The organism is Streptomyces marokkonensis, from assembly GCF_008312835.1.
GTDB lineage: Bacteria > Actinomycetota > Actinomycetes > Streptomycetales > Streptomycetaceae > Streptomyces > Streptomyces marokkonensis_A.
The window spans coordinates 99,005-121,871 of sequence record NZ_VSKS01000004.1 but is presented as its reverse complement, the minus strand read 5'-3'; the positions used below and the strand labels follow the sequence as shown (position 1 = coordinate 121,871).

The 22,867-nt window shown below is 71.3% G+C and carries 20 protein-coding genes and 3 tRNA genes; 15 read left to right on the top strand and 8 right to left on the bottom strand.

Annotated elements, in window-relative coordinates:
- Positions 1 to 60 precede the first annotated feature (60 nt).
- The 3 genes from F1615_RS08955 (at position 61) to F1615_RS08945 (ending at position 1,219) form a co-directional block, all read left to right on the top strand.
- Positions 61 to 426, top strand: a complete 366-nt coding sequence (locus tag F1615_RS08955) for a hypothetical protein (RefSeq protein ID WP_149548353.1) — start codon at positions 61 to 63, stop codon at positions 424 to 426.
- 135 nt (positions 427 to 561) lie between these two features.
- Positions 562 to 1,155 (top strand): bifunctional DNA primase/polymerase, encoded by a 594-nt coding sequence (locus tag F1615_RS08950; RefSeq protein WP_149548352.1) that lies wholly within the window; start codon positions 562 to 564, stop codon positions 1,153 to 1,155.
- A tRNA-Lys gene (locus F1615_RS08945) sits at positions 1,146 to 1,219 on the top strand. The genes F1615_RS08950 and F1615_RS08945 overlap by 10 nt, the downstream gene beginning before the upstream one ends.
- Before the next feature lie 61 nt (positions 1,220 to 1,280).
- On the opposite strand, the gene F1615_RS08940 is transcribed toward F1615_RS08945, so the two are convergent.
- Entirely contained in the window at positions 1,281 to 2,498 is a 1,218-nt protein-coding gene (locus tag F1615_RS08940; protein ID WP_149548600.1) for a M6 family metalloprotease domain-containing protein, read from the bottom strand.
- 452 nt (positions 2,499 to 2,950) lie between these two features.
- Here F1615_RS08940 and F1615_RS08935 point away from each other — a divergent pair, with 452 nt between their 5' ends.
- On the top strand, positions 2,951 to 4,813 hold the full coding sequence (locus F1615_RS08935) for a putative bifunctional diguanylate cyclase/phosphodiesterase (RefSeq protein ID WP_149548351.1): 1,863 nt from the start codon (positions 2,951 to 2,953) through the stop codon (positions 4,811 to 4,813).
- Here the strand turns inward: F1615_RS08935 and F1615_RS08930 are convergent.
- The 3 genes from F1615_RS08930 to F1615_RS08920 form a co-directional block, all read right to left on the bottom strand.
- Complete coding sequence (locus F1615_RS08930; protein WP_149548350.1) at positions 4,789 to 5,895, bottom strand: LLM class flavin-dependent oxidoreductase; 1,107 nt, start codon at positions 5,893 to 5,895, stop codon at positions 4,789 to 4,791. The two genes, F1615_RS08935 and F1615_RS08930, sit on opposite strands and share 25 nt — an antisense overlap.
- A 75-nt stretch (positions 5,896 to 5,970) precedes the next feature.
- Positions 5,971 to 6,702: a maleate cis-trans isomerase family protein gene (locus tag F1615_RS08925; protein ID WP_149548349.1), complete on the bottom strand. Its 732-nt coding sequence runs from the start codon at positions 6,700 to 6,702 to the stop codon at positions 5,971 to 5,973.
- Positions 6,699 to 7,535, bottom strand: a complete 837-nt coding sequence (locus tag F1615_RS08920; RefSeq protein WP_149548599.1) for a maleate cis-trans isomerase family protein — start codon at positions 7,533 to 7,535, stop codon at positions 6,699 to 6,701. Before F1615_RS08920 ends, F1615_RS08925 begins: the two co-directional genes overlap by 4 nt.
- A 161-nt stretch (positions 7,536 to 7,696) precedes the next feature.
- Here F1615_RS08920 and F1615_RS08915 point away from each other — a divergent pair, with 161 nt between their 5' ends.
- Together F1615_RS08915 and F1615_RS08910 are read left to right on the top strand one after the other, a co-directional pair.
- On the top strand, positions 7,697 to 8,644 hold the full coding sequence (locus F1615_RS08915) for a D-2-hydroxyacid dehydrogenase (protein ID WP_149548348.1): 948 nt from the start codon (positions 7,697 to 7,699) through the stop codon (positions 8,642 to 8,644).
- A 17-nt stretch (positions 8,645 to 8,661) separates the two neighbouring features.
- The gene (locus tag F1615_RS08910) at positions 8,662 to 10,053 is read left to right on the top strand and encodes an amidase (protein ID WP_149548347.1); all 1,392 of its coding nucleotides are present in this window, start codon (positions 8,662 to 8,664) and stop codon (positions 10,051 to 10,053) included.
- On the opposite strand, the gene F1615_RS08905 is transcribed toward F1615_RS08910, so the two are convergent.
- The gene (locus tag F1615_RS08905; protein ID WP_167533695.1) at positions 10,034 to 10,528 is read right to left on the bottom strand and encodes a DUF3830 family protein; all 495 of its coding nucleotides are present in this window, start codon (positions 10,526 to 10,528) and stop codon (positions 10,034 to 10,036) included. The two genes, F1615_RS08910 and F1615_RS08905, sit on opposite strands and share 20 nt — an antisense overlap.
- Positions 10,529 to 10,625: 97 nt before the next feature.
- Between F1615_RS08905 and ehuB the strand changes: the two genes are divergently transcribed.
- From ehuB to F1615_RS08875, 6 genes are all read left to right on the top strand, one after another.
- The gene (ehuB, locus tag F1615_RS08900; protein WP_149548598.1) at positions 10,626 to 11,543 is read left to right on the top strand and encodes an ectoine/hydroxyectoine ABC transporter substrate-binding protein EhuB; all 918 of its coding nucleotides are present in this window, start codon (positions 10,626 to 10,628) and stop codon (positions 11,541 to 11,543) included.
- The gene (ehuC, locus tag F1615_RS08895; protein WP_149548345.1) at positions 11,540 to 12,253 is read left to right on the top strand and encodes an ectoine/hydroxyectoine ABC transporter permease subunit EhuC; all 714 of its coding nucleotides are present in this window, start codon (positions 11,540 to 11,542) and stop codon (positions 12,251 to 12,253) included. Before ehuB ends, ehuC begins: the two co-directional genes overlap by 4 nt.
- Entirely contained in the window at positions 12,253 to 12,903 is a 651-nt protein-coding gene (gene ehuD / locus F1615_RS08890; RefSeq protein ID WP_149548344.1) for an ectoine/hydroxyectoine ABC transporter permease subunit EhuD, read from the top strand. Before ehuC ends, ehuD begins: the two co-directional genes overlap by 1 nt.
- Positions 12,893 to 13,684 carry an ectoine/hydroxyectoine ABC transporter ATP-binding protein EhuA gene (gene ehuA, locus F1615_RS08885; RefSeq protein WP_149548343.1) on the top strand — a complete coding sequence of 264 codons (792 nt, stop codon included), beginning with the start codon at positions 12,893 to 12,895 and terminating at the stop codon, positions 13,682 to 13,684. Before ehuD ends, ehuA begins: the two co-directional genes overlap by 11 nt.
- Positions 13,685 to 13,876: 192 nt before the next feature.
- Positions 13,877 to 14,635 (top strand): IclR family transcriptional regulator, encoded by a 759-nt coding sequence (locus F1615_RS08880; RefSeq protein ID WP_149548342.1) that lies wholly within the window; start codon positions 13,877 to 13,879, stop codon positions 14,633 to 14,635.
- A gap of 85 nt (positions 14,636 to 14,720) precedes the next feature.
- Positions 14,721 to 14,794 (top strand) — tRNA-Lys (locus F1615_RS08875).
- A 54-nt stretch (positions 14,795 to 14,848) separates the two neighbouring features.
- Here F1615_RS08875 and F1615_RS08870 read toward each other — a convergent pair.
- From F1615_RS08870 to F1615_RS36960, 3 genes are all read right to left on the bottom strand, one after another.
- Positions 14,849 to 15,454 (bottom strand): lytic polysaccharide monooxygenase auxiliary activity family 9 protein, encoded by a 606-nt coding sequence (locus F1615_RS08870; RefSeq protein ID WP_149548341.1) that lies wholly within the window; start codon positions 15,452 to 15,454, stop codon positions 14,849 to 14,851.
- A gap of 124 nt (positions 15,455 to 15,578) precedes the next feature.
- A complete protein-coding gene (locus F1615_RS08865) occupies positions 15,579 to 16,733 on the bottom strand; it encodes an SPFH domain-containing protein (protein ID WP_149548340.1) in 1,155 nt (384 codons plus the stop codon).
- Positions 16,734 to 16,811: 78 nt separating this feature from the next.
- Positions 16,812 to 17,489: a peptidoglycan-binding protein gene (locus F1615_RS36960; protein ID WP_341873423.1), complete on the bottom strand. Its 678-nt coding sequence runs from the start codon at positions 17,487 to 17,489 to the stop codon at positions 16,812 to 16,814.
- A gap of 761 nt (positions 17,490 to 18,250) precedes the next feature.
- Here F1615_RS36960 and F1615_RS08855 point away from each other — a divergent pair.
- From F1615_RS08855 to F1615_RS08845, 3 genes are all read left to right on the top strand, one after another.
- Positions 18,251 to 18,324 (top strand) — tRNA-Lys (locus F1615_RS08855).
- Positions 18,325 to 18,787: 463 nt separating this feature from the next.
- The gene (locus F1615_RS08850; protein ID WP_149548338.1) at positions 18,788 to 20,821 is read left to right on the top strand and encodes a glycosyltransferase family 2 protein; all 2,034 of its coding nucleotides are present in this window, start codon (positions 18,788 to 18,790) and stop codon (positions 20,819 to 20,821) included.
- Positions 20,818 to 22,758, top strand: a complete 1,941-nt coding sequence (locus F1615_RS08845; RefSeq protein WP_149548337.1) for a kelch motif-containing protein — start codon at positions 20,818 to 20,820, stop codon at positions 22,756 to 22,758. Before F1615_RS08850 ends, F1615_RS08845 begins: the two co-directional genes overlap by 4 nt.
- The last annotated feature ends 109 nt before the right edge of the window (positions 22,759 to 22,867 follow it).

The window sequence follows — 22,867 nt, the reverse complement described above, 5'->3', positions numbered from 1 at the left end:
GACAATGGACGGTGGCCCGCTTTCCTGGGGGTCGATCGCGACGTACGTGAAGGAGACGTCATGGCGGAGCACACGCCGCGTCGGGAGCAGCCGCGGCTACGCCCCGCGCCCCTGCTGTTCGAGCCCGCGGAGGCGGCCTCGGATCCCGAGCACTTCTTCGACCTGGAGTCGATCGAGGATCCGCGCGCGCTGCTGGAGCGGGCGACCGAGCTGACGCTCGCGTTCCGTGCCGCGGCGGACCGGGCGACGGAGTTCCAGGCGATGGCGGCGGCCCAGCTGGCCGACCCCCGGCGCTTCGACCGGCTGACGGCGGCGGACATCGCCGAGCGCGCCGAGTGGACCGAGGACTACGCGAAGAAGATGGTCGAGTTCGGCCGTGAGCTGATGCGGGGCGGCGAGGGCCCGGGGCACGCCGACCTCGCGTGAGCCCCGCGCCGGGGCCCCTGCTCGAACGGGCGTGGCATATGCCGGGTGGGCACGATACTCGCTCACCCGGCTCCGCGTGACCGGTTCGGGCGACTCTGCGGAACCGTTCCCTCACGGCGGGTAGACCTGTCCGTCATGAGCAGCACACGGAACGCCTCCGACGTCAGCGGTGTCACCCCGGACGGTGCCGCCTGGCTCGCCTCGGCCGGAACGCATCCGCGCAGCACGCTCTCGCTGTGGAGGGAGCGTCCGGACGCCCCGTTGGTGCTGCCCTGCGGTGTGGTCTTCGACGTGGTGAGCACGCCCGCGGTCTTCGGGCGCCGGATGCTGGACCGGATGTGGGAGGAGGGCCCGGGCTCGGGTCCGGTGGCGGAGTTCCGCGGCCGGATGCTGCTCTTCGCCGCGCCGGGCACGGCACAGCGGCTGCCGGCCCTCATGGAGTGGGAGGAGTGGGACGCGCGCGGCGCGCGGACGGACGGGGTGCCGCCGCTGCTGTGCCACGGCACCGGCGACGCGGTGACCGTCCCCGCCCTCACCGGCGCGGCCGCGCCCGCCGCCCGCTCCGGCTCCCGCTGGCTGGTCGCCCCGGACACCCGTCGCCCCTGGCTGCCGGGCCCGGAGGTGCTGCTCTGGGCGGCCGTGCGGGCGGCCCGCGCGGTCGTGCGGATATCGATTTTTCCTCCCGCCGATCGTGATGCTAATGTCTACGACGTCAGCAGGCGCCGCTAGCTCAGTTGGTTAGAGCAGCTGACTCTTAATCAGCGGGTCCGGGGTTCGAGTCCCTGGCGGCGCACGACACGCAGAAGGCCCCCCGCTTCACGCGGGGGGCCTTCTGCGTACCCACCTCGCGCCGGTCAGCCGGTGGTGATCTTCACCGTCCACGCCCCCGACGCCGTGCGCCCCTCCACCTCCACCCGTACGGACTCCCCCGGCACCGTGAAGCTCTCGCCGAGGGCGACCGGCGCGTCGGCGAGCGGCGGGTAGACGGAGTCCTCCCAGCAGGCCTCGGTGTGCGGGTGGGCGTCGACGACCTCGACGGGTCCGCGCCCGGACCGGGTGCCGCTGTTCACCCGGTAGACCAGCACCCCCTGTCGGCAGGCCGCCGCGTCGTTGCCGACCGGCCCGCGCGCCTCGAAGGCGAGCACGCTGTCGGCGCCGGTGCGCACCACCGCGAGCTTGGTGCCCCGCCCGAGGCCGAAGGACGGCGCCCCCGCGGCCCCGGTCACCGGCGTCCCCGGTCCCGCCCCCAGCGGCTCCAGCGTGAGCCGCACCGGCCCCGCGTCCCGCACGCACCGCACCTGCCGGGGTTCCAGCCAGCCCAGCTTCCACTTGTGCCAGCCGAACAGATCCGGGGCGAGGGCGAACTGGCTGCCCATCAGGTCCCAGTCGCCGACATGGGTGTCCCAGTCGCCCTTGCCGTCCACGGGCCGGTGGTAGAGGTCGGGCAGGTCGAAGACGTGTCCGGTCTCGTGGGCGAGGACGAGCCGGTCCGGGGGGTGGTTCTCGAACACGGTGACGACCCGCCGGATGTCGGTGCCGTCGGCGCGCAGCGGACGGTCCAGGTTGACGACCTTGGTGGCGTCGGAGTCCACGCCCGGCGCGTCCGGATCGGCGACGAAGTACACGATGTCGTAGCGCGAGAAGTCGACGTGCCGGTCGGCCACGGCGAGCGCGTCGCGCAGATAGGCCGCGCGGTGGGCGACGGTCCAGTCGCGCTGTATGGCGTACGCCGTGGACGGGCGCGGCATGCGGATCCACTGCCGCAGGGGGTGCGGGCGCAGGGTGAACTTGCCGTAGGAGGCCCGCCGGAAGAAGGTGCCGGTCGCCGGGAAGTGGTCGGCGGCGAGCTCGTCGGGCGTGGTCAGGGGGTGCGCGTCGGGGAAGGACAGGAACACCATCACCGCGTCCAGCCGGCGGGCGGGGCGGGGGTAGGCGGCGTTCCAGGTGTCCAGGCCCTCGGAGTGGTGGGCGTCGGTGCGGGTGAGGGCGCAGGGCTCCGCGGAGAACGGCTCGGCGACGGAGGGCACGCTCAGCATCGAGGTCGCCGCGAGCGCCGACATGGTCGTGCACATCGCCGCCGTGCTGCGCAGCCGGGGCCGTACACCCGATCGGCTCAGCCGCTCCCGCAGCGCCTCACGACCGAGTCCTCTCGGGGTGAGCTGACGCGGCACGGGGACCTCCGGGAGACGGTTCGCGGGACACCGCCCCCCAGACTGTGGGTATTTGTCATACTGCGTCCTGTTCAACTGCACCGGACGGGTGAGAACGGCGGGAATCCGGACGAAGCCGGGCGGAGTCGACACCCCGCGCACTCACGGAACGTCACAACTGGTCGGAGGCCCGCAGAAGCCGTCCAGGCGTGGGCAGAAACGATCGGGCAGAGATGCGTAACCGTCCTGGAGGCCGGACAGTGGCTGGAAGGCCCCGGCGCGGGCCTCTATGATCGGCACATTTCCTGGTACTGAGAGACTTTCCTGCCGCGGACAGCGGCGGACAGCGATCGAGTGCACTGCGGGAGCGAGTGGTGAGCGGAACGTCCGAAGGGCCGGCGCCCGCGACGGAACTCGACCGGCCGACGATCACGGAGAGTGAGATCATCACATCTCCCGGTACCGGGTCCCCCGCCCCGCGTTCCCCGTCGCCGCCGTCGCCCCCCTCGTACCGTTCCGTCTTCACGGCCGCGCCGCTCGCCATGGCCGTGGTCGACCGCGAGGGCACGGTGACCGGCGCAAACGCCGCGCTCGCCGGCCTGCTCGGGCGCGACCCCGGCACGCTGACCGGCGCCGCCGCCGCCGACCTGGTGGACCTGGCCTCGGACGCCCGCACCTGGCACGCCTACCGGGAGATGCTGCGCGGACGGCGGGCCAGACTGCGCTGCACGCGCCGGCTGAAGCACCCCGAGGGACACGCGCTGTGGGTGCGGGTGACCGTCTCCCCGCTGCCCGCCGACGACGGGGGTGTGCTGCTGTCGGTCGCCGACATCAGCGACCACCGCGAACTCCAGGAACGCCTGCGGCACCTGCGCATGCACGACCCGGTGACCCGGCTGCCCAACCGCACCCTGTTCTTCGAACGGCTGACCGCCGCGCTGGAGGCGGAGTCGTACGAGGAGAGCGGCACCGGCCGGATCGGGCTGTGCTACCTCGACCTGGACGGGTTCAAGGCCGTCAACGACACCCTGGGCCACCGCGTCGGCGACCAGCTGCTGGCCGCCGTCGCCGAGCGGCTGACGCGCTGCGCGGAGGAGGCCGGCCGGACCAGGACCGGCACGCCGCTGGTGGCCCGGCTCGGCGGGGACGAGTTCGCACTGCTGGTCGAGGACTCCACCGGCACCGACCAGCTCGCCGATCTCGCCGAGTCGCTGCTCGGCGCGATCCAGGCGCCCTTCGACCTCTCCGGCCGGATGCTGTCGGTCTCGGCGTCGATCGGGGTGGTCGAGCGGCACGCCGCCGGGACCACGCCCACCGCGCTGATGCAGGCCGCCGACACGACGCTGTACTGGGCGAAGGCCGACGGCAAGGCCCGCTGGACGCTGTTCGACCCGGAGCGCAACGCCCACCGCGTGACCCGCCAGGCCCTCGCGTCCGCGCTCCGCCCCGCCATCGACCGGGGCGAGTTCGCGCTGGAGTACCAGCCGCTGGTGGGCATGGAGGACGACCGGGTGCACGGCGTGGAGGCGCTGGTCCGCTGGCACCATCCGCGGTTCGGCACCCTGACGCCGAATCGGTTCATCTCACTGGCGGAGGAGGACGGCTCGATCGTGCCGCTCGGCCGCTGGGTGCTGCGCACCGCCTGCCGTCAGGCCCGCGACTGGCAGGTGGAGCACCCCGACGGGCCGCCGATCTTCGTCAGCGTGAACGTGGCGGTCCGTCAGGTGTGGGACTCCGACCTGGTGGCCGACGTCGCCGACATCCTCGACGAGACGGGCCTGGCACCGCGGCTGCTCCAGCTGGAGCTGACCGAGTCGGCGGTCATGGGTTCGTCCGGACGGCCGCTCCAGGCCCTGAAGGCGCTCAGCGACATGGGCGTGCGCATCGCCATCGACGACTTCGGCACCGGCTACTCGAACCTGGCCTATCTCAGCCGGCTGCCGGTGTCGGTGCTGAAGCTGGACGGCTCCTTCGTCCGGGGCTTCCAGCTCGAGGACCGCGCCGCCAAGGCCAGCCCGGCGGACGAGGTCATCGTCGAGGCGATGGTGCAGCTCGCCCACCGGCTGGGTCTGACGGTCACCGCGGAGTGCGTGGAGACCTCGGCGCAGGCCACCCGGTTGCGCCGGATCGGGTGCGACACCGGTCAGGGCTGGCTGTACTCGCGTCCGGTGTCGCCGGACCGCATCTCCGAGCTGCTGGGCACGCCCGGGGTTCAGGCGGGCGTGGGCAATCCGTAGACGTCGGCGATCAGTTCGTAGGACCGCAGGCGTACGTCACCGCTGTGGGCGTTGGCGGTGAGCATCAGCTCGTCGGCGCCGGTGCGCTTCCGCAGGTCGTCAAGGCCGGCGCGGACCTCGTCCGGGGTGCCGTGGATCACGTTGGCGTTCCAGGAGTCGACGAACTCCCGCTCCATGGGAGTGAAGGGGTGGGCCTCCGCCTCCTCCGGGGTGGGGACCAGGCCGGGACGGCCGGTGCGCAGCCGGACCATGCTGAGCGCGGCGGCCAGCACCTGCCGGCGGGCCTCCTTCTCGTCGTCCGCCGCCAGCGCGGAGACGCCGATGAGGGCGTAGGGCGCGTCGAGCACCTCGCTGGGGCGGAAGGTCTCACGGTAGAGGTCCAGCGCCGGGATCGTGTTCCGCGCCGAGAAGTGGTGCGCGAAGGCGAACGGCAGCCCGAGCATGCCGGCCAGCCGGGCGCTGAAGCCGGAGGAGCCGAGCAGCCAGACGGGCGGACGGTGCGGCGACTGCACGCCGCCGGGCGAGGTGGCCTGCACCGGGCCCGGCACCGCGTGGATGCGGCGGTAGGGGTGCCCGTCGGGGAAGTCGTCGTCCAGGAAGCGGGTGAGCTCGGCGAGCTGCTGGGGGAAGTCGTCGGCGCCCTCGTCCGGCCGGTCGGTGCGGCGCAGGGCGGCCGCGGTGGCCCCGTCGGTGCCGGGGGCACGGCCGAGGCCGAGGTCGATCCGGCCCGGCGCCATGGCCTCCAGGGTGCCGAACTGCTCGGCGATGACCAGCGGGGCGTGGTTGGGCAGCATCACCCCGCCGGAGCCCAGGCGGATGCGGCCGGTGTGCGCGGCCAGGTGGGCCAGGATGACCGCCGGGGAGGAGGAGGCCACGCCCGGCATGGAGTGGTGCTCGGCGACCCAGTAGCGGTGGTAGCCGCGGGACTCGGCGAGGCGGGAGATCCCGACGCTGGTCCGCAGGGCGTCGGTGGCGGTGCGGCCCGCGCCCACCGTGACCAGGTCGAGGACCGAGAGCGGGACGGGGGCGTCCCCCCGGGCGGTGCCTCGGATGCCGTCGGCTGCGGTGTCGTCTGCGGCCACGGTGGGGTGCCTCCTGTGTCTCGCCGTGCGGTGTCCCCGCTCGACAACAGGAGGCACCCCCCGTCTATTCCGCCGTCATACCTGCACGATCGGCTCCCGGGTGAACAGCGCCCCCAGTTCCGGGGCGTTCACCCGGCGGTCGGCCAGGCGCAGGCACTCCCAGGCCGTGACCTGGTTGGCGGTGAGGACCGGCTTGCCCAGCTCCTTCTCCAGGGCGGGGATGTGGGCGACGGTGTGCAGGGCGGTGTCCGGCAGGAGCAGGGCGTCCGAGTCGGGGGTGTCGGCGGCGCGGGCCAGGGCGAACAGCTCCTTCTCGCCCCAGGTGCCGACCTCCGCGGCCGTGACGATCCCGGACCCGCGCACCGCGGTCACCTCGACGCCGCCGGCCCGCAGGAACTCGGCGAACAGCGCGGCCACGTCGTCCGGGTAGGTGGCGCCGACGGCGACCCGCCGCGCCTCGATCTCCCGCAGCGCGTGCACGAAGGCGAAGGAGGTGGACGACGCGGGCATGCCCGCCGCGCGGGCCAGGTTGCGCACCTGCTCGTGGGCACCGTCCCAGCCGTGCACGAAACTGCCGCTGGTGCAGGCCCACACCACCGCCTCGGCGCCCGACAGGCGCAGTTGCTGGAGGCCGGCCGCCAGCCGCTCGGGCGCGCCCATCTGCAGCAGGGCGTCCACCCGGTGGGCGTCCTCACCGATGTCGGTGTGCACCAGGTCCACCCGGATGTCGCTGCCCAGCAACTGCTCGATACGCGGATAGTCGTCCTCTGCGGAGTGGCCCGGGTAGAGGAATCCCAGTGCGGTCATGTCCAGCCTTCCTGCTGCTTCTCTTCCGGCACGTCGGGCAGTACGGGACCGGACGCCCGGCCCGGCGGTGCGGTCCCGGAGCGCGCCGACGCGTCGATCAGCGCCTGATACGGTCCCACCGCTCGGGTACCCAATCGGCGCAGCGCCGCCCACATGGTCACCTGGTTGGCCGAGATGACCGGTATGCGTAGTTCCGCCTCCAGCTGGGGGATGACGTCGTAGGTCGGGAGGTTGGTGCAGGACAGGAACAGCGCGTCCGCCGCCGCGCCGAGCGGTCCGGGGACCGCCGCCCGCCGGGCCATGTCCACCACCTCGCGGTAGGTGACCTTCCAGATGTGCCGGGTCAGGCTCATGTACGCGCAGCCGGTGACCGTGACGCCGGCCCGCGCGACGTAGGTCTCCAGTGCCCGGGTGACCGACACGGTGTACGGCGTGACCAGCGCGACCCGGCGGACGTCCAGTTCCACCAGCGCCTCGAGGAGTGCGCCGGAGGTGGTGATCGCCGGGACCGCGCCGGCCCGGCTCATCGCCTCGCACATGGCGCGTTCGCCGACGATCCCGCCGACGAAGCTGCCCGACGTACAGGCGTAGGCCACGACCTCGGGCGCGACCGCGTGGAGGGTGCGCACCGCGTCGCCGAGGGTCTCGTGCTCGCTGACCAGCCGGGCGAGGTCGAGGCTCACCTCGACCGGCACGTACGGCGTGCGGGTGAGATGCAGGGAGACGTCGTCCGGGACCCAGCGCCACAGCTCGCGGTCCAGCGCGAAGTCGAAGGGGGCGACGACACCGACACCGCGCTGCGGGCCGGGGCCACCGAGGAAGGAGACGTCCATGTCAGCACCGGCCTCACGCTGGGAGACGAGCACACGACGGATCGTGAGAACGCCCGTGTTGACGACCGTAGGTTCGGGTGCGAGCGTGGTCAATCCGCGCATCACAGACTCCGCCATTCCGTTCCCCGACGACCCCGGCCGGCCCGGAGAAACGGCGGCTCATGACCACCCCCACGCTGCTCGTGCTGGACGCCGAACCGCTCCCCCGTCTCGGCAGGCTCACCGGCCGGGTCAGGATCGAGCACGCGGACGAGTCGACGCTCGCCGAGCGTCTGCCGTCCGCGGACGTCCTGCTGGTCTGGGACTTCACCTCGCACGCGGTGCGCGGGGCGTGGCCCGGCACGGGGCCCCGGCCGCGCTGGGTGCACACGGCGAGCGCGGGTGTGGACCATCTGCTCTGTCCGGAACTGGCCGCCTCCGACACGGTGGTCACCAACGCGCGCGGAATCTTCGACCGGCCGATCGCCGAGTACGTGGCGGCCCTCGTCCTGGCCTTCGCCAAGGATCTGCCGCGGACGCTTCAGTTGCAGCGGGAGCGGACCTGGCGGCACCGGGAGTCGCGCGGGCTCGCCGGGACCCGGGCCTGTGTGGTCGGCTCCGGGCCGATCGGCCGGGAGACCGGCCGCATCCTCGAGGCGCTCGGCGTGACGACCGCGCTGGTCGGGCGCACCGCACGGGCCGGCGTCCACGGCCCGGAGGACCTGGACCGGCTGCTGGCCCGTGCGGACTGGGTGGTCGCCGCCGCGCCGCTGACGGAGGCGACGCGGGGCATGTTCGACGCCCGCCGGTTCGGTGTGATGCAGCCGTCCGCGCACTTCGTCAACATCGGCCGGGGGCAGCTGGTCGTGGAGGAGGCGCTGGCCGAGGCCTTGCGCGGGCGGTGGATCGCGGGCGCGGCGCTGGACGTCTTCGCGACCGAGCCCCTCGCCCCGGACAGCCCTCTCTGGGAGCTCCCGGGACTGGTCGTGTCGCCGCACATGAGCGGGGACACCGTCGGCTGGCGTGACGAACTCGGCGCCCAGTTCGTGGAGTTGTACGAGCGGTGGGCGGCGGGCGAGCCGCTGGTGAACGTGGTCGACAAGCAGCGCGGGTATGTACCCGGTCACTGACGTACCCGGGAGGCCGGATGTCCGAGCTCACCGAACTGACCGCCGTACGGCTCCTCGACGGATACCGCAGCGGCGCGATCGGCCCCGTGGAGGCGACCCGCGCGGCGCTGCGGCGGGCGGAGGAGATCCAGCCGGAGGTGAACGCGTTCGTCCGGCTGTTCGCCGGGGAAGCTCTGGAGCGGGCCGCCGCGTCCGAGGAGCGGTGGCGGCGGGGTGAGCCCCGCGGGCTGCTCGACGGGGTGCCGGTCACGGTGAAGGACATCCTGCTGCTGCGCGGCGCGCCGACCCTGAAGGGGTCGCGGACGATCGACCCGGCGGGCCGCTGGGACGAGGACGCGCCCTCGGTGGCCCGGCTGCGGGAGCACGGCGCGGTGTTCCTGGGCAAGACGACGACCCCCGAGTTCGGCTGGAAGGGGGTGACGGACTCGCCCCTCAGCGGGATCACCCGCAATCCGCACGACCCGACGCGCACGGCGGGCGGCTCCAGCGGGGGCGCGGCGGCGGCCGTGGCGCTGGGCGCGGGACCGCTCGCCTTGGGGACGGACGGCGGGGGCAGTGTGCGGATCCCGGCGGCGTTCTGCGGGATCTTCGCGCTGAAGCCGACGTACGGGAGGGTCCCGCTGTACCCGGCGAGCGCGTTCGGCACGCTGGCGCACGTCGGTCCGATGACCCGGGACGCGGCGGACGCGGCCCTGCTGATGGACGTGATCGGGGCGCCGGACTCCCGTGACTGGTCGGCGCTCGGACCGGCGTCCGGGTCCTTCTCCGACGGGCTCGCGGGCGGGGTACGCGGGCTGCGGGTCGCGTACTCGCCGTCGCTGGGCGGACAGGTGCGGGTGGATCCCGCGGTCGCGGCGGCGGTGCGGCGCGCGGTGGAGCGGCTGGCCGGGCTCGGCGCGTACGTCGAGGAGACCGACCCGGATCTCACCGACCCGGTGGAGGCCTTCCACGCCCTGTGGTTCGCCGGTGCGGCGCGGGTGGTCCAGCACCTCACCCGGGAGCGGCGGGAGCTGCTCGACCCCGGGCTGCTGGAGATCTGCGGCGTCGGCGCGCGCCTGTCGGCGCCGGACTACCTGGCGGCGGTGGACGTGCGGATGGACCTGGGCCGCCGGATGGGCCGTTTCCACGACACCTACGACCTGCTGGTCACCCCGACCCTGCCGGTCACGGCGTTCGAGGCGGGCGCCGAGGTGCCCCAGGGGTCCGGCCACCGCCGCTGGACGGGCTGGACCCCGTTCACGTACCCCTTCAACATGACCCAGCAGCCCGCCGCGACCGTGCCCGTCGGCACCGACGCCGGCGGGCTGCCCATCGGGCTCCAGCTGGTGGCCGCCCGGCACCGGGACGCGCTGGTCCTGCGGGCGGCGCACGCACTGTACGAGGCGGGCGTCACGCCCGCCGGAAGCTGAGCGTCTCCCCGGCCGCGCCCGTGCGCCACAGGTCGTTGCAGGCGTCGGCCAGGGCGTCCAGCCCGTCCACCACCTGGCCCCAGACGATGCCCGGGACCCAGCCCACGTCACCGTTGAGGAGGAGGTTGTTGCGCTCGTAGAACAGGGCCAGGTCCACGACGGTGGTGCCGGGGCGGACCTCCCGGTCGTAGCCGTAGGCCCTGGTGCCCAGCTCGGCGCCCGCGAAGGAGAAGTAGCACAGATCGCCCGGGATCGGGGTGACCGTCGGGTTCTCCAGGGGCGGTTCGGTGTCCGCGAAGGGCGGGAAGAGGGCGTAGATCTCGTTGCGCGCGTACTTGGCGTGGTAGACGTCGCCGGACAGCGGCAGGGATTTCCAGACGGCTTCGCAGGTGATCGGCGCCCGGTCGTCCAGGAGCCGGGCCGTACAGGTGACACGGCGTTTGACCAGCGCGACCTCGATGTATCGATCATCCATGCGTTCCATCGTCCTCCTCCGGTCAAGAGCGGCCCGGCCGCAATCGGGGCCGAAACCGGCCGGAATAACTCGCATGGCTTCGGGTAGCCGCGCCGCCATGGCTCCACCTATAGGACAACCACATAGACCAGACGGAAAGAGTTCCGGGCCCTCACGCCGATCGCTGCTCGCGGGGGTCGCGGCGCTCGGCGCGCTGGGTGCCGCGGGCTGCTCACGCGTGCCCACGGAGGCGAGCACGAACGGCGGTGACCTGCTGGACCGGCTCAAGGCCGCGGGTGTGGTCCGTCTGGGTATCGCCGGTGAGATCCCGTTCGGCTACATCGACAAGAACGGCGAGCTGACCGGTGAGGCGCCGGAACTGGCCAAGGTGATCTTCAAGCGGCTCGGTGTGGACCGGGTGCAGCCCGTGCCCACGGAGTTCGGCTCGCTGATCCCGGGCCTGAACTCCCAGCAGTTCGATGTCGTGGCCGCCGGGATGTACGTCAATCCGGAGCGCTGCGAGCAGGTCATCTTCTCCGACCCCGACTACCAGATGCTCGATTCGTTCATCGTGCGCAAGGGCAACCCGCTGGGGCTGCGCGGCTACAGGGACGTCGTCGAGAAGAAGGCCAGGTTCGCCACCGGCACCGGGTACGCGGAGATCGCGTACGCCGTCGAGGCCGGGTACAAGGAGAGCGACATCCTGATCGTCCCCGATCAGGTCGCCGGCCTGAACGCCGTCGAGGCCGGACGGGTCGACGTCTTCGCCGGGACGGCCCTCACCACCCGCGAGGTGGTGAAGAAGTCGAGCAAGGCGGAGGTCACGGAGCCCTTCAAGCCGATCGTGGACGGCAAGCCCCATGTCGACGGCGGCGCCTTCGCCTTCCGGCCGACCGAGACGAAGCTGCGGGACGCCTTCAACGCCGAGCTGGCCGAGCTCAAGGAGAGCGGCGAACTGCTCCGCATCCTCAAGCCCTTCGGTTTCACCGAGGACGAGATGACGGATCTGACCGCGAAGGAGTTGTGCGGCGGATGACCTCGGGACTCTGGGAACTCGTACTCAAGGGCGTCTGGGTCACGATCCAGCTGCTCGTCCTCAGCGCGCTGCTGGCGACGGCGGTCTCCTTCGTCGTCGGCATCGGGCGCACCCACCGGCTGAAGTTCGTCCGCTTCCTCGCGGGCCTCTACACCGAGGTGTTCCGCGGAACCTCGGCGCTGGTGATGATCTTCTGGGTGTTCTTCGTGCTCCCCCCGGCCTTCGGCTGGCAGCTCGTGCCGCTGTGGGCGGGCACGCTGGCACTCGGCCTGACCTACGGGGCGTACGGCTCGGAGATCGTGCGCGGCGCCCTCGCCGCGGTCGACCCGGCCCAGCGTGAGGGCGGCATCGCGCTCAGCTTCACGCCCTGGCAGCGGATGAGGCTGATCCTGCTGCCGCAGGCGGTGCCGGAGATGATCCCGCCGTTCTCCAACCTGCTGATCGAGCTGCTCAAGGGCACCGCCCTGGTGTCGATCATGGGCATGGGCGACCTGGCGTTCAGCGGCAACCTGGTGCGCCTGGCCCTGCAGGAGAGCGCCGAGATCTACACGTACATCCTGGTCATCTACTTCGTGATCGCCTTCCTGCTCACCCGGCTCATGCGCGGTCTTGAGAAGAAGCTGAAGGCGGGGGTCGGCAAGGCTCCGGTCCGCAAGCCGGACGTGGAGCTGAAGCGGGCCGAGACCACCAACGCGGGAGGTGCGGTCTGATGAAGTGGGACTGGAGCGCGGTCGCCGACTTCATGCCGTATTTCTGGGACGGTCTGCTGGTCACCCTGCAGATCCTGGTCCTCGGCTCACTGATCTCGTTCGCGCTGGGTCTGGTGTGGGCGCTGCTGATGCGGGTGCCGACGCGCTGGGTGACCTGGCCGGTCGGGGCGGTGACGGAGTTCGTCCGCAACACCCCGCTGCTGGTGCAGCTGTTCTTCCTGTTCTACGTGCTGCCCGAATGGGGGATCACCTTCTCGGCGCTGACCACCGGCGTCTTCGCCATCGGGCTGCACTACTCGACGTACACGATGCAGGTCTACCGGGCCGGTATCGAGGCCGTGCCGGTGGGCCAGTGGGAGGCGGCGACGGCGCTGAACCTGCCGCTGCTCCGGACGTGGACCGCGGTGATCCTGCCGCAGGCCGTGCGCAGGGTGGTGCCCGCGCTCGGCAACTACGTCATCTCGATGCTGAAGGACACGCCGCTGCTGATGGCGATCACCGTGCTGGAGATGCTCGGTGAGGCCCGGCTCTTCGCCCAGCAGCAGTTCCAGTTCACCGAGCCCCTGACGGTGATCGGCTTCGCCTTCATCGTCATCTCCTACCTGGCCTCCCTTGCCCTGCGAGCCCTGGAGCGACGCCTTGTCCACTGACACCCACGCCCCGTTCGAGAAGGATCCCGGCCGCCCGCGGAGCACCGGCGAGCTGATCCGGCTGGAGAAGGTCACCAAGCGGTTCGGCGACCACACGGTCCTGGACAACCTCGACTTCTCCGTCGACGCCGGCAAGCACGTGACGCTGATCGGTCCGTCCGGTTCGGGCAAGACCACGATCCTGCGGCTGCTGATGACGCTGCTGAAGCCGGACGAGGGCACCATCACCGTCGACGGGGACCAGCTGTTCCCGGCGTCCGAGAAGCAGGTCCGCGAGGTCCGCAAGAAGATCGGGATGGTGTTCCAGCAGTTCAACCTGTTCCCGAACATGACGGTGCTGCGCAACATCACCGAGGCACCGGTCACCGTGCTCGGCATGTCCAAGGACGCGGCCGAGGAGCGGGCGCGGGAGCTGCTGGAGATGGTCGGGCTGAGCGATCACATCGACAAGCACCCCGCCCAGCTGTCCGGTGGCCAGCAGCAGCGGGTGGCGATCGCGCGGGCGCTGGCGATGCGGCCGCAGGTGCTGCTCCTCGACGAGGTGACGTCGGCGCTGGACCCGGAGCTGGTCGCGGGTGTGCTGGACGTGCTGCGGGACATCGCCCGCTCCACCGACATCACCATGCTGTGCGTGACCCACGAGATGAACTTCGCCCGGGACATCTCGGACCAGGTGCTGATGTTCGACTCGGGCCGGATCATCGAGGCCGGTCCGCCGGAGAAGATCTTCAGCGAGCCGGAGCACGACCGGACGCGGGAATTCCTCAGCGCGGTCCTGTAATCACGGGGCGTGAACGGAAAGCCCCGAGGTCCGCGCCCCGGGTCATCCCTCTGGCATGTGCCAGAGGGCCGGCGCCGCAGTTGGGACGGCCGCAATCCTGTCAACCCCCGCTTCCCTGAAGCCCTTTGACGGCTATCGTGGAGGGGATTCGCTGACCGGATTGCGGCCCAAGAGCGAGCGCAGGGGGAAACCGTGGCGCTGAGGCACGAGCCGACCGCGTCGTACCACTCGGTCCAGGACGCCCTGCGCGTTCTGGAGACGGTGGCGCGGCGCGGCACAGGAGTCAACGACACCGAACTCGCCCGCGAGACCGGCATCGGCACGGAGCGACTGACCACGCTCCTGCGGATGCTGCGCCGCGAGGCCTACGTCGAGCAGATCGCCGACGGCGCGTATGTCGCCGGAGCCGCCTTCACCCGCCTCGGTTCCGCCGAGGGACACGAGCAGGCGACGCGCGAGAAGCTCCAGCACACCCTGGACCGGCTGCGCGACTCCGTGGGCGCCGCCGTCTACCTCAGCCAATACGTCGACGGCGAGGTCACGGTCACCCAGTACGCGGACAGCCCGGCCGCCCCGAAGGTCCACGAGTGGGTGGACTTCCGCCGCTCGGCGCACGCCACGGCGGTCGGCAAGAGCCTGCTCACCCAGCTCGACCACGACGGCCGGCGCGACCACCTCGCCCGGCACAGGCCGGCCCGGCTCACCTCGCGCACCCTCACCAGCGACCGGCTGCTGCTGTCCCGGCTGGCGTCGCAGCCGCCCACGGTTCCGGTCCTGGACCTCCAGGAGTACGCGGTCGGCACGGTGTGCGCGGCCGTTCCGGTCACGGCCGGTTCCGCGGTGGGCTGCCTGGCGCTGTCCCTCCCGGCCGAGCACGCCCACCGGCTGCGCCGGGCCGCGGACACCCTGAACCGCAGCGTGGCCCCGGTGCTGCTCTCGCTGACGATCTAGTCCGCGGGCGGTGGTCGGAACCATCGCCCCGGACCAGGTATTATTTTCTCCGTCGTCGGCCGCGGAAGCGGACGGCGGGAGTCATGCGCCGCTAGCTCAGTTGGTTAGAGCAGCTGACTCTTAATCAGCGGGTCCGGGGTTCGAGTCCCTGGCGGCGCACCTGGAAGGGCCTCTCGTGGGAGCGAGAGGCCCTTTGACGTGGCTCCTCGGCGCTCAGAACGTGACGTCGGAGCAGGCGTAGAACGCGTTGCCCGTGTCGTGCACCGTCCACACCGCGAGGATCACGTGGTGACCGCTGAGACCGGACGGCAGGCGACCGCTGTGCGACAGGGTCTGCGGCGGGCGCTGGCCGTTGTAGGGCACCGTCAGGAACGGCGTGAGGTTGAGGTCGGACCGGGACAGGTTGTGGTTCTGGTTCCAGCCCGGCTTGGTGACGTAGTACTTGAAGTCGGTCGTGGCGTGCATGGCCGTGAACTGCCACCGGAAGGTGTAGTTCTGGCCGCCCGACACGCGGGTGGTGGGCCAGGCCCCGCCCGAGGGGGTGCGCGGGCTGTCGAGCTGGGCGAACGGGGCGTTGCCCGCCGAGCAGAGCCGTCCGTCGGCGGGTCCTGAGGCGGGGAAGCCCTTCGGGCCCTCGACGCTCTGCGGCTCCCACTGGATGGATCCGCAGTTGGTGACCGTGCCGTTCTGGCAGAGCTTCTGCCTGCTGATCGGCAGATCGGTGTAGCCGTGGCCGCTGGCACCGCCGGAGGAGAGCACGAGCGCTCCGGTCGTCGCCAGTCCCACCGCGGCCGCGTACATCTTGGTCCGTGTGCGCATGCTGCCGCTCCTGGAGAACGTGGGGGAGTTTCACTGAGCCGTGCGAGTAGGTCTAGACCAAGTTCAGATTATGGGCGCGAGCTGAACATGTCCATACCAATCGCCGGGCTCGTTCTCCCACCGTTCACGGCCCCGCCTCCCCCCGCCCCGCGCAGAACGCCACCGTCAGGTCCTTCACCAGCACCTTGCGTTCGCAGTCGTCCAACTCCACCAGCCCTCGCATCGTCAGTCTGGTCACGGTGTCCTCCACCGAATCCACGACCGAGCTGAGCACGCTCGCCCGGCGCTGGGCGTCCAGCGCCGCGATCCTGCGCCGGTGCATCGCGGCGGCCACCTCGGGCGCGTACTCCACCCGCACCGGCCGCACCGCGAACACCTCCACCCCCACCGGCGCGGCGTCCGCCGCCACCAGCCGGGTCAGCGCGTCCTGCGCCGCCTCCGTCTCGCCCCGCCCCGCGCCCGGTGCCGCCGACGGCACCCGCAGCAGCGCCGCCTCGACGCACGCGCGCAGATACGTCTCGTGGTCCTCGACGCCCAGCGTCGCCCGCGCGGTGTCCCGCACCCGCCACGCCACCAGCACGGCCACCCGCAGCGCCACCCCGCCGCGGTCGGCCGCCTGCATCGGCTCACCGCGCCAGTGCCGCAGCCGCACGTCGACCCGGCGGCGCAGCAGCAGCGGGTTGACCCACAGCAGCCCGGTCCGCCGGACCGTCCCCCGGTAGCGGCCGAACAGGTCGAGCACCCAGGCCCGCCCGGTCCGCCCGCGGGCCAGCCCGCCGAACCCGAACAGCCCGAGGGCACCCGCCCCCGCGTACGCCGCCCACTGCGCGGGCCCGGGCCCGGCCGCGCCGGCACGCGCGGTGAGGCCGAGCGCCTCCGCCGCGAACGCCGGCAGCACCCCCGCCCACCACGAGGTGGCCACGCACCCGGCCGCCCCGCACAGCCCGGCGAGCACCCCCGCGGCACCGGGCAGCACCCGGGCGGGCCGCTCCACCAGGTCGGGGTCGACCAGGGGGACGGCGGGGCGGGGCCGCTCCCCCTTGTCCCGCCCCGTGCCCGGTCTGCGGGTGACGACGGCGGGCCGCAGCCGCACCGGTTCCGGCGCGGGGTGATCGCGGTCGTCGCGCTCGTCACGCTCGTCACGGAAGAGCAGATGGACGGGGATCTCGGTGGTGGACTCCGTGTGGATGAGCCGGACCGGGCGGGCGGCCGCCGCGCCGTCCGGGGGCACCCCGGGCTCGGGGACGTGCTCGGGAATGTGGGACGTCGTCGTGGTCATGCGTGCCTCCAGCCTCCGCGCCAGATGCGTCACGTCGGGGGACTCGGACGTCAGGGGTGCCCCGGCGCCCGGGGTGGGTCATGAGAAGAGCCGCCGCCAGGTCTCCGGGTCCGGGCAGCCGTCCGCCGCGCCGCCGCGCCGGCCCTGGGCGCGCTGGAAGGCCTCCACGTTGCGGCGGTCCTCCTCGCCCCGGCGCGGCCCCGGCCCGCTGGTGCAATGGCGGCCGAACCCCTTTCGCACCAGCTCCCTCCCCAGCCGGGTGACATGGACGTTCTCGGCGCCGGGACGGAAGGGAGCCCGGCCCGGACAGCCCGGCACCCCGTGCGAGGAAGGGGCGGGCCACGGACCCGCCACCCCGGAAGCGGAAGCTCCGGATGGGATGTCCCGGCCCTCGCCGGCCACCGGCAGCTCCCAGGTCGACGGCCCCGGCAGCCCGCCGGCGGCGCCGCCCCGCCACCCCTGCGCCTCCTGGAACGCCCGCGTCGCCCCGCGGTCCTCGTCCGTCGAGCGCGGGCCCGGCGGGGAGCCGTGGAAGCGGCCGGCACCGCGACGCACCAGCATGCGGCCGAACTCGGTGACGTGAAAGTTGTGCGCGCCGGGGCCGAAATACGCCACTCCGGGGAACGGCGTCCGGGGCGGCAGGAGGGACGACACCGCGGCCGCCGCCTCCGCTCCCGCGCCCGCCGCGCCGTCGGTCACCCCTCTGCAGCGGTAGGGGACATGGCGCGCGGAGTCGGTCCAGCCGTCGAAAAGCACGACATGGGACCCGCGACAGGAGTCGGATGCATGATGGAACAGCGGCATGTCCCCCGGCTGGATTTCGTTCCTGCTGCTTTTCCCGGCGTACTTCCCGGGACTTCTGGTCCATTCGTTCCCGGGCAGGTTCCAGGCCATCGACACATAACCCGAACAGTCCTGCCGGTAACCGTCGGACCAGTACGAGGACACGCTGTACGGAATCTTCCGCGCGACCCAGGCCCGGGCCCGTTCGATGGTGCCCGCACGGCTGATCGCCGGAGCCAGGACGGGAGCCGCGACCGGGGCCGTCCAACTCCCCGGACCGTGCAGCGGCGCTCTCGGCCCCTGCGGGCTGCCACCCGCCGCCTCACCCTCCTCACCTGCGGAAACATCCGGGCCTCTGGGCTGCCGGGCCGGCGTCCGCGCGGACGCCACGGCGGCCACGACGAGAGCGGTCCTGTGCGCCGCCGGATGCCCCGGGGAGCGGCCGGCCGGGGAACGCGGCAGAACCCGCCGCCGGTGCGCACAGCCGGGGCAGTCGCAGTCGCCCGCCGGTTCGAATTCCTCGAATACCGGAGACTCCATGCGATTCCCCTCACACGCCCGCTCATTTCCTCCACACCTGTGCACGACGGCCAGTTTCGCAACTGTCCTCCCGGCGCGCATGTTGACGGTCCGAATGACGTAAGGGACCGGCGGCCGGTCCGGCCCCGGGTGTGCGGCGGACTCCGGTGGTCGGAGGCACCCTCCGGGGTCCTGTAGAGTTACGCCGTCAGCGCGCGCCGCTAGCTCAGTTGGTTAGAGCAGCTGACTCTTAATCAGCGGGTCCGGGGTTCGAGTCCCTGGCGGCGCACCGACAGGACGGGCTCCTCGTGAAGACGGGGGGCCCGTCGGTTTTTGGCCGGATACCGTCTCGCCGCGTTGAGCGCAACCCTCTCGGCGCACGTATGGGACTGTGGCCCCACGCGTCACGCTCAGGCGTCACAATGGCCGCGTATGTCCGGTGTACATCGTGTTTCGCATCTTGCGATCATGATGAACACCGTAGAACCTGGTCTCTTCAAGATGCCGCGGGTACGCGGCTGTTGGGGGGCAAGGAACCGGTTGCCGACCGGGCGGGGCGAGGGCCACGTTCCCGGGGTGGATGCCGAGGGGGGCATCATGCAACCGGAAGAGCGCTGCGCCGTGTCTATAAAGTGTGGATGACGTGGTGACAGCGGTCTACCACTGACACGTCCGTGAAGGTCGAGGGGGACCGTGGCGGACGTACGGAAGCGACGAAACACGCGGCGGAGCCGTGTGTGGGGGGATGACTCATGACGTCGACGCCGACGGGCGCCCGGAAGGACGACGACCCGTCCGAGACCACCCAGCTCAGGGTGCCTGCCCACCGGACAGGAAACACGGGCGCTTTCCGCCGGATCAAGAAGACGCTGCCGAGATACGACTACGAGCACTACAGCCGGCTCGCGGGTCCCCTCACCCAGCCCGATCCGAACAAGCCCTACAAGGTCCAGTACCGCTCGCTGATCGGCCAGGAGCCGCACCGCATCCGCATCGCGCTGATGCTGGCCGCGGCCCCGGTGCTGTCGCTGGTGCTGCTCGTGTGGCTGCTGCAGCCCGCGCACTGGACCGAGCGGGACTACGTGGAGTTCGAGTGGCTGCCGGCCCTCGACATGGTCATGCTCGTCTCGATCGGCCTGATCGAGTTCTTCCGCTGCATGAACGTGCTGTCGAACGCGCACGCCACCCTGGTCGCCCGCGACCCGATCCCGGTGGTGCCCGAGACCGGCACCCGTGTGGCCTTCCTCACCTCCTTCGTGCCCGGCAAGGAGCCGCTGGAGATGGTGACGAAGACCCTGGAGGCGGCCGTCAAGATCCGCCACCGGGGCCTGATGCACGTCTGGCTGCTCGACGAGGGTGACGACCCGGAGGTGAAGGAGGTCTGCGCCCGGCTCGGCGTGCACCACTTCTCCCGCAAGGGCGTCGCGAAGTGGAACCAGAAGAAGGGCGCCCACCGCGCCAAGACGAAGCACGGCAACTACAACGCCTGGCTCGACGCGCACGGCGACGACTACGACTACTTCGCCTCGGTCGACACCGACCACGTGCCGCTGCCGAACTACCTGGAGCGCATGCTCGGCTTCTTCCGCGACCCGGACGTCGGCTTCGTCATCGGCCCGCAGGTCTACGGCAACTACGACAACTTCGTCACCAAGGCCGCCGAGTCCCAGCAGTTCCTCTTCCACGCGCTGATCCAGCGGGCCGGCAACCGCTACGGCTCGCCCATGTTCGTAGGCACCTCCAACGCCGTGCGCATCAAGGCCCTGAAGCAGATCGGCGGCCTGTACGACTCGATCACCGAGGACATGGCGACCGGCTTCGAGATGCACCGCCACAAGAACCCGGCGACGGGCAGGAAGTGGCGCTCGGTCTACACCCCGGACGTACTCGCGGTCGGTGAGGGCCCCAACGCCTGGACGGACTTCTTCACCCAGCAGATGCGCTGGTCGCGCGGTACGTACGAGACGATCATCGGACAGTACTGGAAGGGCTTCTACTCGCTTCCGCCGAGCAAGCTCTTCAACTACACGATGATGATCATCTTCTACCCGATGTCGGCCCTGAACTGGATCCTGGCCGCCGTCAGCTGTGCGCTGTTCCTGGGCCTGGGCGCCTCGGGTGTGAACATCGACCCCACGATCTGGCTGATGCTCTACGGCAACGCGTCCGCGCTGCAGATCGGCCTGTACGTCTGGAACCGCCGCCACAACGTCTCGCCGCACGAGCCGGAGGGCTCCGGCGGTGTGGCCGGCATGGTGATGTCCGCGCTGTCGGCCCCGCTCTACGCGAAGGCGCTGATCGACTCCGTCCTGCGCAAGAAGAGCAAGTTCGTGGTCACCCCCAAGGGCGACTCGGCCAGCCCGGACACCTGGTTCGGAACCTTCCGGTACCACTGGTACTTCATCCTGATCTTCGCCGGCTCCATCACCGCGGGCTTCGTCTACGGACACTCGCACCCGGCGATGGTCATCTGGGCGACCTTCGCCCTGCTGATCACCGCCGCGCCGATGTTCGCCTGGCGTCACGGCATGCGGCAGGACCGGAAGAAGCCCGGCGCCCACGCGGGGGGCCGGCAGCCGGAGGACGCCGAGGCGCCCCGGACGCAGGAGCTGCCGCAGCAGCACGCCCCGCACCACCCGCACGCCCGGCCCAGCTGGGCCGGCTCCCACGGCGCGCCGGGCGGATCAGGTGGCCCCGAAGGGCCGGGAGGACCCGGGGGCGGCAACCCCGGCAACGACCAGACCATGCAAATCGCCCTTGGTGGACTTGGGGGACGTAAGGAATGACTGACCGTGCAGGCCGCCGCCGCGCCCGTCGGATCGCGATAGGCACGGCGGTGGTACTAGCGCTGGCCGGAATGAACGGGCCGTGGCTGTACCGCTTCGGCACCGAGAAATACCACCAGTACAAGATCAACCAGCTCGAGTACAAGGCCGCGAACGGCAAGTGGGAGATCGTCGAGTTTCCCGAGGAGTACCGGCAGAACACGATCCACGCGGCCCTGCTGCGCACCGGCAAGGTGCTGCTCGTCGCGGGGTCGGGCAACAACCAGGACAACTTCGACGCGAAGCGGTACGACACCCGGATCTGGGACCCCGTCAAGGGGACCATCAAGAAGGTGCCGACGCCCACCGACCTGTTCTGCACCGGCCACACCCAGCTCGCCAACGGCAACCTGCTGATCGCCGGCGGCACCAAGCGGTACGAGAAGCTCAAGGGTGACGTGAAGAAGGCGGGCGGCCTGATGGTCGTCCACAACGAGAACCCGGACAAGCCGATCACCCTGCCGGCGGGCACCAAGTTCGTCGGCAAGGAGAACGGCAAGACCTTCGTCTCGAAGGACCCGGTGCTCGTCCCGCGCGCGAAGAAGAACTTCGACAAGCAGACCGGCGAGTTCCTGGGCAACACCCCGGGGTACGGCCGCACCTACGTCGAGGCGCAGAAGGAAGGCGCCAAGTACGCGACCGGCACGCAGGACAACTACAGCGTGCAGGGGCTCACCGGCGAGGACGCGAAGAACACGTACGGCATCGCCGAGAAGCTCGCCCTGGACAAGAAGGACTTCCAGGGCATCGACGACGCCTTCGAGTTCGACCCGGTCGCCGAGAAGTACATCAAGGTCGACCCGATGAAGGAGTCCCGCTGGTACCCGACGCTCACCACCCTGAGCGACGGCAGGATCCTCAGCGTCTCCGGCCTCGACGACATCGGCCAGCTGGTCCCGGGCAAGAACGAGATCTACGACCCGGAGACCAAGGAGTGGACCTACACCGACAAGGTCCGCCAGTTCCCGACGTACCCGGCGCTGTTCCTGATGCAGAACGGCAAGGTCTTCTACTCGGGTTCGAACGCGGGCTACGGGCCGGACGACGTGGGCCGCGAGCCGGGCGTCTGGGACGTGGAGACCAACAAGTTCGACAAGATCCCCGGCCTCAGCGACCCGAACATGATGGAGACGTCCGGCACGGTGCTGCTGCCGCCGGCGCAGGACGAGAAGTACATGGTGATCGGCGGCGGCGGCGTCGGCGAGTCCAGGCTGTCCAGCGAGAAGACCCGGATCGTCGACCTCAAGGCCGACGACCCGAAGTTCGTGGACGGCCCGTCGCTGGACAAGGGCACCCGCTACCCGCAGGCCTCGATCCTGCCCAACGACGACGTGCTGATCACGGGCGGCTCGGAGGACTACCGGGGCCGCAGCGACTCCAACATCCTCGAAGCACGGATCTACGAGACGGAGAAGAACGAGCTCAAGCGGGTCGCCGATCCGCTCGTGGGCCGCAACTACCACTCCGGATCGATCCTGCTGCCCGACGGCCGCCTGATGGTCTTCGGCTCCGACTCGCTCTACGCCGACAAGGCCAACACCAAGCCGGGCGAGTTCGAGCAGCGCATCGAGATCTACACCCCGCCGTACCTGTACGGCGACAGCCCGCAGCCCGAGCTGTCCGGCGGCCCGAAGACCATCGAGCGCGGTGGGTCCGGCACGTTCACCTCGAAGGACGCCGCGTCGGTCAAGAGCGTCCGGCTGATCCGGCCGAGCGCCTCGACCCACGTCACCGACGTGGACCAGCGCTCGATCGCGCTGGACTTCGAGACCGACGGTGACAAGATCACCGTGACGGTGCCGGAGAACCGGAACCTGGTGCAGGCGGGCTGGTACATGCTCTTCGTCAACACCGGCGACGGAACGCCCAGCAAGGCCCAGTGGGTCCGGGTGCCGTAGCGGCACCGGATGCGGAGCCGTAGCGGCACCGGATGCGGAGCCGTAGCGGCACCGGATGCGTAAAGGGGCGCCCCCCTCGTGACGGGGGGCGCCCCTTTTCCGTACTCGT

What these genes read in the sequence shown, in the direction of transcription:
- F1615_RS08955 (WP_149548353.1), top strand. Translation starts at nt 61, where the DNA reads ATGGCGGAGCACACGCCGCGTCGGGAGCAGCCGCGGCTACGCCCCGCG.
- F1615_RS08950 (WP_149548352.1), top strand. Translation starts at nt 562, where the DNA reads ATGAGCAGCACACGGAACGCCTCCGACGTCAGCGGTGTCACCCCGGAC.
- F1615_RS08940 (WP_149548600.1), bottom strand. Translation starts at nt 2,498, where the DNA reads ATGTGCACGACCATGTCGGCGCTCGCGGCGACCTCGATGCTGAGCGTG.
- F1615_RS08925 (WP_149548349.1), bottom strand. Translation starts at nt 6,702, where the DNA reads ATGACCGCACTGGGATTCCTCTACCCGGGCCACTCCGCAGAGGACGAC.
- F1615_RS08920 (WP_149548599.1), bottom strand. Translation starts at nt 7,535, where the DNA reads ATGGACGTCTCCTTCCTCGGTGGCCCCGGCCCGCAGCGCGGTGTCGGT.
- F1615_RS08915 (WP_149548348.1), top strand. Translation starts at nt 7,697, where the DNA reads ATGACCACCCCCACGCTGCTCGTGCTGGACGCCGAACCGCTCCCCCGT.
- F1615_RS08910 (WP_149548347.1), top strand. Translation starts at nt 8,662, where the DNA reads ATGTCCGAGCTCACCGAACTGACCGCCGTACGGCTCCTCGACGGATAC.
- F1615_RS08905 (WP_167533695.1), bottom strand. Translation starts at nt 10,528, where the DNA reads ATGGATGATCGATACATCGAGGTCGCGCTGGTCAAACGCCGTGTCACC.
- ehuB (WP_149548598.1), top strand. Translation starts at nt 10,626, where the DNA reads ATGGCTCCACCTATAGGACAACCACATAGACCAGACGGAAAGAGTTCC.
- ehuC (WP_149548345.1), top strand. Translation starts at nt 11,540, where the DNA reads ATGACCTCGGGACTCTGGGAACTCGTACTCAAGGGCGTCTGGGTCACG.
- ehuD (WP_149548344.1), top strand. Translation starts at nt 12,253, where the DNA reads ATGAAGTGGGACTGGAGCGCGGTCGCCGACTTCATGCCGTATTTCTGG.
- F1615_RS08870 (WP_149548341.1), bottom strand. Translation starts at nt 15,454, where the DNA reads ATGCGCACACGGACCAAGATGTACGCGGCCGCGGTGGGACTGGCGACG.
- F1615_RS08865 (WP_149548340.1), bottom strand. Translation starts at nt 16,733, where the DNA reads ATGACCACGACGACGTCCCACATTCCCGAGCACGTCCCCGAGCCCGGG.
- F1615_RS08850 (WP_149548338.1), top strand. Translation starts at nt 18,788, where the DNA reads ATGACGTCGACGCCGACGGGCGCCCGGAAGGACGACGACCCGTCCGAG.
- F1615_RS08845 (WP_149548337.1), top strand. Translation starts at nt 20,818, where the DNA reads ATGACTGACCGTGCAGGCCGCCGCCGCGCCCGTCGGATCGCGATAGGC.